Below are 12,025 nucleotides of genomic sequence, written 5' to 3'. Positions count from 1 at the left end.
TGTGCCATCAGCTCGCCTTCGCGAGTTTCGTGCCGCGAATCGATGCCGTAGCGTATACGACGAGCGCTGTCCAGATGAGCGCAAAGCCAACGAGCAGAACCGGCGAGACTGATTCCTTGAATACGAATATGCTCAGTAACAGCATGATCGTCGGCCCGATGTATTGAACGAAGCCGAGCGTTGACAGCGACATCCGGGCGGCTGCTCGCGCAAAAAAGAGCAGCGGCAGCGCCGTGACTACACCAGAAAGAAGCAGTTCGATGAAGGTCGACGCAGGCAGCGTCCATGCCGTCGTTTTCCCCGCAACGGCCAAATAGATCCAGTAGCCGAGCGCGACAGGCAGGACTACAGCCGTCTCCGAGAATAAACCTATAGAAGCGTCCTGCTTGATCTTCTTCTTCGCCAGGCCGTATAAGCCAAATGACGCGGCCAGCGAGATCGCGACCCACGGAAACCGTCCATAGTCAATCGCGATGATAAGCACCGCTACTCCAGCGATGGCAATCGCGAGCCATTGGCCGCGGTTTGGCTTCTCACGAAGGAAGAGAACCGCTAACAAGACGTTCAGCAACGGATTCAAATAATAGCCAAGGCTTGTCTCGACGACATGGCCGTTGTTGACCGCCCAGATGAAGATAAGCCAATTAACTGCAATCAGCATTCCGCTGGCGGTGAGGGACAGAAGAAGCGAGCGGTTAGTTGCAATCCGCTTTATGTCACCCCAGCGACGCTGGGCGGCGACCAGAATACCCATAAAAACGAAAGACCAAACAACCCGATGTGACAGAATCTCGCCTGCCGGAACTTCGCTAAACAACTTCCAATAAAGCGGGAGAACCCCCCACATGATATACGCAATAATAGCGTTGACTAACCCGTTATTCATAATCATTTTTCCCCTCTTCTTGCTCTGGTGTCTGAACGGATTATACGTCTCAATCCCCTCTCAAGTAAAGGAAATAATTGATTAGTTGGATTTAATTATTACTTATTAGTCAAGGTTAATAATCTTATCAAAACAGTATGAATCTTTGTCATAGCCATTATGCTCATAGAAAGCATGAGCGTCAGTTCGCTTGAATCCGCTACATAAAATAATACTAGATATTCCGAGTTCTTTAGCATAATTTTCAGTATGTCTTAATAGTTGTGTACCTACCCCACGATGCTGGAATTCTTTTTTAACGGCAAGAGCTTGTATATGTAAATAACCAATCGCTACCCCCACGGATAATGCCTGAACTATCGTTACAAAACCAACCACATCATTTTCAAATAATGCAACAAATGTTTTGTAATTCCCGTCCTCATTCATTTTTTCTGTAGTATCTCGAAAATTTTCATCATTAACATTGCGAATCTCAAGCACATCGTTCCATAAAAAAACAACTTCAGTATAATCATTCGCTGCAATTTCTCGTATCTTAATTTCCATGCCTATTCTCCCTTTTCATACAAATGGATTTTAAAGGAAACATTCTCCTGTCTTGTAGCGTTTATGTTACGTGAATAACAATACTTAAGGAGGAATCAAGATGAAGCGATTAGTTTCTCTATTTTTGATGTCAACTTTAGTTGTGGGTGTAGTGTCGGTTGCATCTGCTACGGACCAACCTTTAAAGGATCTACCTTTTAAGGAACGTGCAGCGTATACATATAATCCTTCATTAAAAAAGATAGAACTAAATATCACAAAGGACCACAAGTTGACTAGAACGACGTATAACTCCACTTATGTTCCTATGAAGGATGTTTTTAAACAATCTGGAGCAACGTTTAATTGGGACGGAAAGAAAAAAATTACTACGGTTAAAAATCAAGGCCAAGAACTGATTCTTAATTTCTCTGGCAAAGAAATCACAGCGGGTAAAAATCAAGTTGTTCTCCCTCGAGAGTGGGTACAATTAAAAAATGGAGTCTCAAGTATTGATGCATTTGTCTTAGCATATATTTTTGAAGTAGCTGCTGATGAGTCCGACCAAGAAAGAGTGGACTGGGAAGAAAAACTTAAATTTTTGGATATCAAAGAAACGACCGGTCTTCCAGGATTAGATAAGTATATGCATGTGTTTGTTGAGTTTAATGATTAATTAAAACCTATATTTTCTAATTCTCTTTCGGTTATCCCCAGGATAGGTTTCTTTTCCTCTTATTAAGAAACCTATCTATGAATATCCAGTCCTCTATATGCCACGCTATCTTGCCCGTTAGAGCCTCGCGAACGTGATGTAATCGACTTGGGCAGGCTCTGCCGATTCGATCCGAAGTGCCCGATTGATCTGTCCTCGGTGATATTGCCCATGTAAGAGAACCTGCAACAGGATGTCCCGGACGGATGTTTGGAATGGAACCCAACTCAGATTCCTCAAGCCCTTCGATATAGACGCGATATTGCTCAGCGTTTTCTTCGAATATCGTCCGGATCGCCGTCAGGTCTTCCGATTCCTCCCACAACGAATATTGCGCACTGCCCTTGCCCTGCAAACGAGACAGCCAGACTCGTTCCGCGACCGCGACATGCCGAACGAGTTTCAGGAGGTCCTTGTTCTTCGTCCCACTCTCTTCGAGCGCTTCCAAGATACGTCCGTCTGCCCAGTACAGGTGGTCCATCATGCACTTGATCGTCTTCATTTTGATTTCCCCTTCTACGTCTCATTGATTATATTAACCTGCTGTCTTCCGATAGCATTATCAATGAAGCTTTTCATTTGATTTAACTGATATCTTAACGGATGCTGCCGTAGTGTCTTGGTTGAACGCCATCGTTTAACGTAAATCCGTAAGAACTCGTTTCGCATAAGCGTCCCAATCTGCTTCATCTGTGTTAATCTCTAAAGTTGGAATCAATGATTGTTTCGTAGCCATTCGAAGGTTTTCTTGATCATCTAAAAACGTTTCACATACTTGGGGAGTAGTAGAATTCCCCATCACATATGACTTCCAAGCTTCACCGCGACTTTCAATAAACCTAGGCTTAACTTCATCCGGGGTCAAGGTTAAGAGTACACAATGTGCATTCAACCTGAATAGACGTTTCTCAAGCAACTCAATCTCAGGAGAGGCTTTAAATACGGCTCTATGATTTACATGAAACCTCTCTAGAAGAAAAAATATACCTTTGGATGGTTTGGAATGACCAAGAGAGTTAATCCAATCGTATTGTTGTTCAAGATAATCAACATGTCGACTTAGAAGTGAGATATGTTCAGCCTTATCCATGGATCTTAAAACACCTTGGTATGAATGCAATACTTGTGAATAGTGTTCACTTATTGCAATTATAGTTTTTTCACTATTCGGTGTTTGACTATGTAGTCTCTTTATAGCAGAAAATAATGATGTTTTTCCTACAGTAGACATCCCTTCAATAATTACACCCCGAATCATCTTCCTACTCCTCCTAATCTTCGTGGTATTCTGTCCTTTAGTATATTTAGTACCGTGAACTAGCCTGCTCGTTCCTGCTCGTTAGTTGATAATTTAGTTAGTTCATCAATGGGAATTGAACCATCATGATAACGATAAGAGAAGAAATACAGCTTAGTATTGCAATCAAAATATGAAGACAACTGAATGAGATTTTTTCTATAAAAATTCTTTCTTTTCTTTGGATGAAACACGAGTAAATTAACACAGTGATCACAATGGGCAGATAGTGATAAAGATCCGGTCCATCCTTACTGGGTAATACTTTATTAATATAGCCACCTATCGTTTCATCAATGATCATAAATGTATATATTACTCCGATTAACGCTGAAATAAAAAACTGAAATGCTAACTGAACTAGATTTTTCTTTAAAAATAAGAGACCAATTTTTCGGTATAGGTCATTGACCATTATGTATTTGTTGCCTCCTCATTTTTTTGAATAGTACTCCTCCTATATTTTACCACATAGATCGTTCTATTGATTCCATGCAGTGATACCTCAAATTCAAACTAACTTGCCCGTTAGTTCAATAAAATAGAGGAGCAGTATCGTCCGGGTCTGAACCAGCTGCTCCCCATACTTCCCCATCAACGTTATAACCGCCACCGCTCCATTGAAGCAAATAGCCTCCAGTACGCATACCTTGCGTGAAACCTTCATTAATATTTATCCAATCCAGAGATTCCCCGGCAGCAATCGTTCTAGCGAAATACACTTCACTAGTATCTAAGTGTGTTAAACTAACATTGACTTCATGGCTACTATTGTTCTTCATTAGAAGTTTTATATGTACAAATTCCGGATTTATTGAAAAGGGTTGCTGTACCGTTGCGCCCCCAGAAGCAATATAGTGCGAGGGTTTATCCTTTTCTTCACTTAAAGAATTAGTAAGGGTTGTACTTGTTGACTTGCTTGATAATACACCAGACTTTGGAGTAGAGGTATTCTCTTGAGTTGAACTTGTTGAATCACAGGCAGTTACGATCGCTGTTGTTAAAGATAATAATAAAACAGCAAAATAAAGCTCCTTTTTTTTCACAACTTTATCCCTCATATTCATTTATTAGTTATTCTAGAACCTATAAGACGTTCCTCGTTATTAATAACGCTATCAAATCAATGAAAGTTACATCTGTAATTTACAAAATGGCTACCCCAAAAGAAAAAACGAATGATTGGTTCTCCATGGGAAATTTCAACTGGTTTAATACCCGTATATTTAAGAGTCCCTTTTACTTTTATTGCTTCACCAGTAACTATAATAGTCGGCGTTATTACTTCAAAAACAAAATCAGATGCTACTACACTTTGAGTCACAGTATCTTCATTCTTTTCTGTTGATGAACACCCAGCAAATATTATGGGTACCCCTAATACCACTTGCTTGATTTCAAGGATACAAGTCATTCCGCTTTCATAGTCTACTTAAAGTTAAATATAAAATAGGCTCCCATGTAAGCTTTAAAAGTATTTTTCGTAACATACTTATTCACCTCCAGGTGAGTAAGGTAGAGTTGTCCCTATCGAGCTTCACAACCTATGTCCTTTACAGAACATGATAGATTATTGCAATTCGATTCCATATAAATGGTAAATTGTACCGATAGATCTATTCCCTTTTTTTGTGGTAGTATCGCTAATGTTGTGTACATTACAAAAATATTATAGGGGTATACTAAATTGCAGAAAATACCACACGTTGAATTAATGATGAAGAAAAAACACTCTAAAATCATGATAGTAGTTGTCGTTCTCTTGATTTTTGCTTCAACTTTTATTTTAATTGAAAGCTTATACACTAAGAAAGAAGTTGAGGTTAATTCGAATTATTATACTGGTTTTGTTGCGAGAGTACAGAAATTGGATGATACACTTTCTCAGACCAGTGAGATAGAGACTAATAATGAAGTTGAGCAAATGTTTGATGTCTATACTTCCATTATTTTAGTGAATGACCAATTAACTCTTTTAAAAGAAAACACTAAAAGTTTTCCTGAACTAAATGTTCTCATCAATGACTTTTTAATATTTAGGGGGGAATATGGTTATCTTGTAAGAGATCAATTAAAAGGTATTCGTGCAGATTCTGAAGTAAGAATGAAAGTGGTCAAACAGGTCAAATTATTCCTGAATAACTTGCCCAAAGAATACGAAAATTCGAAGGAATTTACGGATCAGTTTAGTGCGGCAGCTGAGCATATTAAACCATTACTACATCTTAATTTTTAACTATAATAAATTGCGGTGTAATTTTATCGATTACTTATTTGAGCTGCGGTTGCGGCTCTTTTTCTGTATTTCAAGAAATAACTAACCTGTACTTAGCTTAATAAAAAGAGCAGGATACCGAAGTATCTGCTCATTAATGTGTATTATTCCACTATCGTTCCCATAGTTTAAAGAAGCATCGTTAATTCACACTTTATTTCCTTTCTACAAAAAGGATCGCTCTCTATTTTAAAATCAATAAATGATATCTAAATCAATTCCTGCTTCCGCTTCAAATACACATACAACACTACGCCAGATGCCGCACAGATCACAGCACATAAACCAATGAATCCATATCCCGCTTGAAGTCCGCGCAGCAGCCCCAACTGAGTCGTTGAACCGTACATATTCTTCACACCCTCAATCACCCAGCCAATCACATAGTTACCGATGACACTACCAACCCCCATCAAGGTAACCGTGAACGTAATCGCGGTGTCACTGCCGTTCGGATATCTGCGTGCGATAAATGCCATAACGGTTGGATAGATCATCGCAATTCCTGCGCCAGATATCGCAAAGAAAATCGCAAGTCGTTCTCCCCCTGCAAGCGCCACGAACGTACATACTCCCGAGAAAGCCGAGAACAGAATCAGTGACAATACAAATCCGATCCGGTCCGTCAATGGTCCAAGCAGCAGGCGTCCCAACGAGAACGTGAGGAAGAACGCAGATAATAACCCGGAGGCTTTGACCGTGTCCCACGTGTAGGCTTTTTCCAAGAAATTAACCAGCCAACCCCCAACCGCCAGCTCCGATACCACGCCAAAAGAAAGAATGAGCACCATCAGCCAAAGGGCAGGATCACGTGTTAACGTCTTGAGTGAAGTCCGATCTTCATGAGGAAGATCATCCCCCGGAAACTTGCTGCGCAGCGCCGCAATAATCGGCAGCAAACAGAGTGACAGCATCACCAGATACATGCCGCGCCAGTCCAGTTCGTGTCCAAACACGCGCAAAGACATCACACCCGTCGCCAGCAAAGGTGCAACCGTTGAACTCAGCCCATAGAAGAAATGGGACAGGTTCATCATCGTTCCTGTGTTTTTCACAAAGATCCGCGCACCCAGAATCGCCAAAGCAATCTCCAGCATGCCGTTACCGATGTACATGAAGAAGTACGATGAAGCAAAGAGTGGATAGGTATGAGACACATAAATGAACACACCCGATAGGATCATCGATGCAAACGATATGATGCTAACCGCCTTAATGCCCCATTTGCGAACCAGAATAGCCGTGAAGGAGCAGGCGATCAGATAACCCAGTGCGTTCAGGGACAATAACGTCCCGAGCTGTTTCTCATCCAGATTGAAGTCGAATTGAATGCGCGGAATGGCCGGCCCCTTAATATTTTCCGATATCCCGAATACGATAAATCCAAGAAAGATTGTTGCCAGTTGCATGGCGTACAGCTTGTTGAACTTTCGTTTGTTCCCTTGCGTACCTGCTTGCTGATTCAAAATAAGTTCCTCCATTGTGTTCAGAAAGGATTGTTACACTCTATAACTACGATTGCAGTACCATCTTCCGATCGCTGTTATCCCCAGATTTTTCTGATCCCCTTTCCTAAAGGGAAAATCCGGTGATAAAGGCGCTCTTCAGATTGGTTCCGCACTCTCCGTTAACGTGTAAAATATTTTGTTTAACTTCATAAAGTAGTTGCTTACCATTGCTTCTCAATTACCTGGATGCGGTAGGTCAGGCTCTCCAGCGTCACCGCGACCAACCCAGTTACATATTCGCGCCGAGTGTCTCTTTGGATGATTAACTCCGGCATATGCTCCAGTGGGATCAGGTGATCCAGACAGCCTTGTAACAGGTCATCTCGCATAGCCGGGTCCATTGTATCGCCCGTAACGACAATCGCTGCCGGGTTAATAATTGCAATGATGGAGATCAGCGTCTTTGTGACGAGTTCCTGCAACCCTTCCATCGTTTTCAACATTCGCAACTGCTCTTCCCGTGACACGCCAAAAGGTAAAAACGACACCTCGCCCCCAAATTGCGTGTTCCCCGTCAGCGGACGACCGTCAATAATAAAGCCTGCACCCGGAAAATGATTCTCCGGAAACGTCACCACCGCGAAGTTCTTCTCTTCCTCAAATTGTTGCTGGTTATACAGTCCGTAGACCGTCAGGTTCATGTCGTTGCCAATGACCACTTCCACGTCTTCATATTGCTCCTTAAGCCTTGGCCCTAATGGTTGACCCGCCAGATCCGGTACGTCGCAAATCCCAATAACGCCGTTGTGTGCCACCCCAGGTATCCCGATACCAATCGCCTGCACATTGTGGTGTTGTTCAATCAGGTTTGCAATCAGATCCTCTACCACCGTGACATTAATCTCATCCAAAAAGAGTGTCTGTTCATCCGCCATCTCGCCGTTCAGATTGGAATATGTATGTGTGATCGAGTGAATGCCGCCCTCCGTTCGAATAATCAGGCACAGTACACTGGCGTAGGCCGCGTTGAATTGATACCGACTGGCAGGTCTTCCCCCGCTCGATTCGTCTGGACCCAGATCGATAATCTCACCTGTCTGAAGCAACTCGTTCAGGATCGTGCCGCATGTGGCAACACTGAGTTTAGTCAGGTTTGCAATGGATGCTTTCGTGCCTACGCCCATGGATCGGAGCGTGTTCTTCACCAGTTCAACGTTAATGCGCTTCACCTGTTGGGTGTTGTGTGATGTGGGTAGCATAGTTAGTTGTATGCCTCCTTCCGTTCTTTTCGAACCATTCAACGAATGTTTTTAAAAGTGTTTTAATAATTGAAGTGTAGGGGGATTTTGGAGGAAAGTCAATGCTTAATTGGGAACGAAAACCGTATGGATGTAGAAGCAAAAGGACAGTTCAAGATCACCATATATGATCCTGCGCAGTCCTTTAGTTAAGGTGACTTTATGTAGACTGGCTCATTTGATTTACCAAGATGCTCTTCTCCAGTCGGACTTTAAATAGCTTTCGATTTAGATCCTGTTCCATGGAATGAAGGTGATATGCTGCCTGTTTCACCGTGTCCATATGCAGCACCCCTGCTCGCTTGGCGATGATGTCCATGGCGTCCAGGATGAGTTTGTTGCATGTGACCAGTTGGTCGACGTAATCGTCTTCTTGTTCGATGAGTTGTTTGTATTGCGAAGCTAGGTCTTCGCTGTTGGTACTTGTCATGTCACCACTCCTTTGTTAAGAAGAGGATAACAAAACACTAAAAGACATGTGGTACGTAAAAACGTACCATTATTCAACTTCACATCCTTAACGTATATTATTAAAAATAATCATCTATTTGACTGAATTTATAGTAATCCTTAAGCTTAGAATGTATAGAGTTTGCTGGTAAATTATTCAATATTATTTCTTTCTCAAGAGATTCTAGCCATCCTATCTTCATCCGTTTTGAAAAAATAATAAACAACATCTGAAACATCATAGTAATCAAAACTAATATTAATCCATACAAACTAAGCTTTAAGTTTTCATCAGTAAAATACTGATCCTGTCCAAAAACAAAAAGGAACGGTAAAACAGAAATCATTATTAAGAACATGCTATACCCGGAATATTGTCTTGTAGGCTTTCTTTTAAAATGTTCAGGTAAAGGTTTAATTGATAAGTATATAACTGAATACACTGTGCTAAAGTATCTGTGTATAAATATGACTAAAACTAACCAACACTGAGGATAATAGCATAAAACCACGATATTAAGGATGAGACTGATGGCACCTTGAAGAAACTCAAAATCTCTTAAAATTAATTTACTATTATGTAAGGCTAATATTGTGGTTTTATCCCTGAAATCCACAATTTTTTGTTGCCTAAAACGAGAATTAAAAACGTCAAAAACTGCTACCACTAAATTCATAAAAAGTACATAACAAAGCAATGTGTAAGGTAAATTATCACGTATTAAACTAATACCCGGGAAAATAAAATAACCTAATGCACCTATAGTTGCAAACAGAACCCAATTGCTTAATCCCATAGACGTTATCTTTTGTCTTTCTCGATCCTGAAGCTTTCCAATATGGTCGAATAGCTCCTTCTGACTAAAATGTTCTCTCACAGGTTATCACCCTTTTCTTATTTAGCTTCATAAATATTTATTGATTAATAACAAGGAATCATAATTACTTCTTCACTTTGATCTCCCTAATTTCAGAAGAAACAGCATAGCTCTATTAGAGCCATGCCCCTTTAGCATTATTTAACTCTCTCTTCTTGAACTAATTCTTCAATTTTCATATAGTACCTTTATCCATTTTTATTATAGATTGTATTAGTGGAAGTTGAACAAGAAGTTTTACTTTTAGAGAAATCTGAGTTGAATCCATCGGCTGCAATCGATTATGATCTCAGATTTTATAAACAAGAACGACCATCCTAAATAATAATTTGGTCATTCTTCTAATTATTCTCCTCTATCCTAGGAATTATCTTATCTTGTGCAAACTTCTCTACCGTTTCAATGTCTTCAGTATATGTTTTAAATGGTAAAGCACTTAACACTGCATCTCTGTAAGGCCTTTTACTGCTCTCGCTTAAACGCGAATCCAAAATACTTATGATACCAGCGTCAGTTTCAGATCTAATGAGTCTCCCTGTGCCTTGACGCAATTTTATGAGCATTTCTGGTAGAAATATTTCATTCATTGCATCTTTAGAATTCTTTATTTTGTGTTCAGTAATCGGGTCACTCGGGACAGGAAAAGGCAGCCTTACTATAATTACTTGAGACAGGTCTTGCCCAGAAATATTTATCCCTTCCCAAAAAATCCCTGTTCCAAAAATCACACCCTTGTTTTCTTTAAATTCATTGAGGGCGGAATCTTGAGATGATCCCTCTTTTTGCACAATTATCCCCCAGTTAACTTTAATTTTCGATAAGTTCTCAATTACAAGTCTTAGGTCTTCTTTTGCAGAGAATAATACTAGTGTTCTACCTTTAGTAAAATTACAAAGTTGCACTATTTTATCAGTAGCCGCTTTTAGAAAGGCTTCTTTGTTTTCCTCGGTTTTTGTCCTGTACAAAGGCATATCTTTGGCGACATACATTAAAGCATTATCAGTATAGTTATAAGGTGAAAATTGTTGTTCACCCAACACTCCCTTAAACCCTAACGCCTTTGTAATATAATCATATCGTTCTTCAAGTGATGAACCAGACTGACAAATCGTAGCAGAAGTTAAGATAACTGAATTTCTGCCTGAAAACAATCTATCAGTCAAAACTTCTTTTATATTTTTAGGACAATAACTAATCTCAACAGTATTTTTATTAGAGTTTTGAGACCAAATTAGATGATCGAAATCACTCCCCCCTAGAATATAAAATAGTGTTTGAAAATTTCTAAGTTCATGCAATGAATCGTCAATCTGTCTTTCTTTTTTACCAGTTTCAATTAAAGAAGTAGAGGTGATTAATTCTTTGGTGTATTCGGCTAGTGCTTTAAAATCAGTTGAATCAAGGGGGGTTATTACATACCTTTCAGACTCTGATAAACCATAATTTTTAATTTGAGCTTCAATCATTTCAAAAATATTTTCAACATTAAATATAAGAGCGTCAATACTTCGTAAATGAGTGTAAACTCCTCTTGAAGAGAGAAGTTTAGATGTATTTCTTAATGAACGTTTTATATATTTCAGATCAAATGTTAGTGTTAATGCACTTCTAACTTTCTCTTCAAAATTATGTGCTTCATCAATTACAGTAAGTTCGATATTATCAGTTATGAATCCTCGTCCGGTTTCATATTTGCGAATCAAATCCCTAATTAACAAGTCTTGATTAACTACTATGAAATCAACTACCCAAGAATTAGACTTAATTAGATGCCTCATTTTATAAAAGTCACATGTATTTCTATAAGTACATTTCTCATAGGTGCAATTATTTACTGACACTTTACTCCAATCTTTTTCCTTTACACTATAAAGGATATCGCTTCTCTGTTTAACCTCACCAGAAGAAATCTTGGTAGCCATTTCTACAAAGTTCTGATCCTCACGTATTAGCGATCCAGATTCAATTAATTTCTCTACACGTTCTTGACATGAGTAATTCCCCATTCCTTTCCCAATTACTGCTCTAACATCATCAAAACCTAAACGTTGAGAGATTTTATGTACATCATCATAAATCTGTTCTGATAGTTGTATTGATGATGTCGCTATAACTATTGGTTTTTTAAACATTTCATTTATTAATAGTGCTGGAATTAGATATGCAAATGATTTTCCAATCCCAACGCCAGCCTCAATGATCAAGTTATCATCATTGGCAAATGCCTCTGTTATATCCAATGACATATTT

The 12,025-nt window shown here is 39.6% G+C and carries 12 protein-coding genes; 2 read left to right on the top strand and 10 right to left on the bottom strand.

What is annotated here, in order from left to right; translation table 11 throughout:
- Positions 1–7: 7 nt before the first annotated feature.
- Both rarD and BMW94_RS08175 read right to left on the bottom strand, forming a co-directional pair.
- A complete protein-coding gene (gene rarD, locus BMW94_RS08180; protein ID WP_090997099.1) occupies positions 8–886 on the bottom strand; it encodes an EamA family transporter RarD in 879 nt (292 codons plus the stop codon).
- 105 nt (positions 887–991) lie between these two features.
- Entirely contained in the window at positions 992–1,435 is a 444-nt protein-coding gene (locus BMW94_RS08175; RefSeq protein ID WP_090996798.1) for a GNAT family N-acetyltransferase, read from the bottom strand.
- 100 nt (positions 1,436–1,535) lie between these two features.
- Here BMW94_RS08175 and BMW94_RS08170 point away from each other — a divergent pair, with 100 nt between their 5' ends.
- On the top strand, positions 1,536–2,090 hold the full coding sequence (locus tag BMW94_RS08170; RefSeq protein ID WP_079697370.1) for a stalk domain-containing protein: 555 nt from the start codon (positions 1,536–1,538) through the stop codon (positions 2,088–2,090).
- A gap of 305 nt (positions 2,091–2,395) precedes the next feature.
- On the opposite strand, the gene BMW94_RS30880 is transcribed toward BMW94_RS08170, so the two are convergent.
- The 3 genes from BMW94_RS30880 to BMW94_RS08150 all read right to left on the bottom strand — a co-directional run bounded on the left by BMW94_RS30880 (position 2,396) and on the right by BMW94_RS08150 (position 4,472).
- The gene (locus tag BMW94_RS30880) at positions 2,396–2,656 is read right to left on the bottom strand and encodes a hypothetical protein (protein WP_254790170.1); all 261 of its coding nucleotides are present in this window, start codon (positions 2,654–2,656) and stop codon (positions 2,396–2,398) included.
- A gap of 110 nt (positions 2,657–2,766) precedes the next feature.
- On the bottom strand, positions 2,767–3,387 hold the full coding sequence (locus BMW94_RS08160) for a hypothetical protein (RefSeq protein ID WP_090996795.1): 621 nt from the start codon (positions 3,385–3,387) through the stop codon (positions 2,767–2,769).
- A 572-nt stretch (positions 3,388–3,959) separates the two neighbouring features.
- A complete protein-coding gene (locus BMW94_RS08150; RefSeq protein ID WP_090996788.1) occupies positions 3,960–4,472 on the bottom strand; it encodes a hypothetical protein in 513 nt (170 codons plus the stop codon).
- Positions 4,473–5,113: 641 nt separating this feature from the next.
- Here BMW94_RS08150 and BMW94_RS08145 point away from each other — a divergent pair.
- Entirely contained in the window at positions 5,114–5,662 is a 549-nt protein-coding gene (locus BMW94_RS08145) for a hypothetical protein (protein ID WP_090996785.1), read from the top strand.
- Between the two features lie 248 nt (positions 5,663–5,910).
- Here the strand turns inward: BMW94_RS08145 and BMW94_RS08140 are convergent, their stop codons facing one another.
- The 5 genes from BMW94_RS08140 to BMW94_RS08120 all read right to left on the bottom strand — a co-directional run bounded on the left by BMW94_RS08140 (position 5,911) and on the right by BMW94_RS08120 (position 12,021).
- The gene (locus BMW94_RS08140) at positions 5,911–7,110 is read right to left on the bottom strand and encodes an MFS transporter (RefSeq protein ID WP_090997096.1); all 1,200 of its coding nucleotides are present in this window, start codon (positions 7,108–7,110) and stop codon (positions 5,911–5,913) included.
- Positions 7,111–7,370: 260 nt separating this feature from the next.
- On the bottom strand, positions 7,371–8,408 hold the full coding sequence (locus BMW94_RS08135; RefSeq protein WP_090996783.1) for an ROK family protein: 1,038 nt from the start codon (positions 8,406–8,408) through the stop codon (positions 7,371–7,373).
- A 199-nt stretch (positions 8,409–8,607) separates the two neighbouring features.
- Entirely contained in the window at positions 8,608–8,877 is a 270-nt protein-coding gene (locus tag BMW94_RS08130) for a hypothetical protein (protein WP_090996780.1), read from the bottom strand.
- Positions 8,878–8,977: 100 nt separating this feature from the next.
- The gene (locus tag BMW94_RS08125) at positions 8,978–9,775 is read right to left on the bottom strand and encodes a hypothetical protein (protein WP_090996777.1); all 798 of its coding nucleotides are present in this window, start codon (positions 9,773–9,775) and stop codon (positions 8,978–8,980) included.
- A 341-nt stretch (positions 9,776–10,116) separates the two neighbouring features.
- Positions 10,117–12,021 (bottom strand): ATP-dependent DNA helicase, encoded by a 1,905-nt coding sequence (locus BMW94_RS08120; RefSeq protein ID WP_090996775.1) that lies wholly within the window; start codon positions 12,019–12,021, stop codon positions 10,117–10,119.
- Positions 12,022–12,025 lie beyond the last annotated feature (4 nt).

The sequence above is a fragment of the Paenibacillus sp. OK003 genome, assembly GCF_900109515.1.
Taxonomy (GTDB): Bacteria; Bacillota; Bacilli; order Paenibacillales; family Paenibacillaceae; genus Paenibacillus; species Paenibacillus marchantiae.
Note: the sequence above shows the minus strand (reverse complement) of the source record. Positions and strands in the feature narration are given on the sequence as shown.

Excerpts from the sequence above, each read along its gene's own strand:
- rarD (WP_090997099.1), bottom strand. The coding sequence starts at position 886 with ATGAATAACGGGTTAGTCAACGCTATTATTGCGTATATCATGTGGGGG.
- BMW94_RS30880 (WP_254790170.1), bottom strand. The coding sequence starts at position 2,656 with ATGAGACGTAGAAGGGGAAATCAAAATGAAGACGATCAAGTGCATGAT.
- BMW94_RS08120 (WP_090996775.1), bottom strand. The coding sequence starts at position 12,021 with ATGTCATTGGATATAACAGAGGCATTTGCCAATGATGATAACTTGATC.
- BMW94_RS08130 (WP_090996780.1), bottom strand. The coding sequence starts at position 8,877 with ATGACAAGTACCAACAGCGAAGACCTAGCTTCGCAATACAAACAACTC.
- BMW94_RS08175 (WP_090996798.1), bottom strand. The coding sequence starts at position 1,435 with ATGGAAATTAAGATACGAGAAATTGCAGCGAATGATTATACTGAAGTT.
- BMW94_RS08140 (WP_090997096.1), bottom strand. The coding sequence starts at position 7,110 with ATGCAACTGGCAACAATCTTTCTTGGATTTATCGTATTCGGGATATCG.
- BMW94_RS08170 (WP_079697370.1), top strand. The coding sequence starts at position 1,536 with ATGAAGCGATTAGTTTCTCTATTTTTGATGTCAACTTTAGTTGTGGGT.
- BMW94_RS08160 (WP_090996795.1), bottom strand. The coding sequence starts at position 3,387 with ATGATTCGGGGTGTAATTATTGAAGGGATGTCTACTGTAGGAAAAACA.
- BMW94_RS08135 (WP_090996783.1), bottom strand. The coding sequence starts at position 8,408 with ATGCTACCCACATCACACAACACCCAACAGGTGAAGCGCATTAACGTT.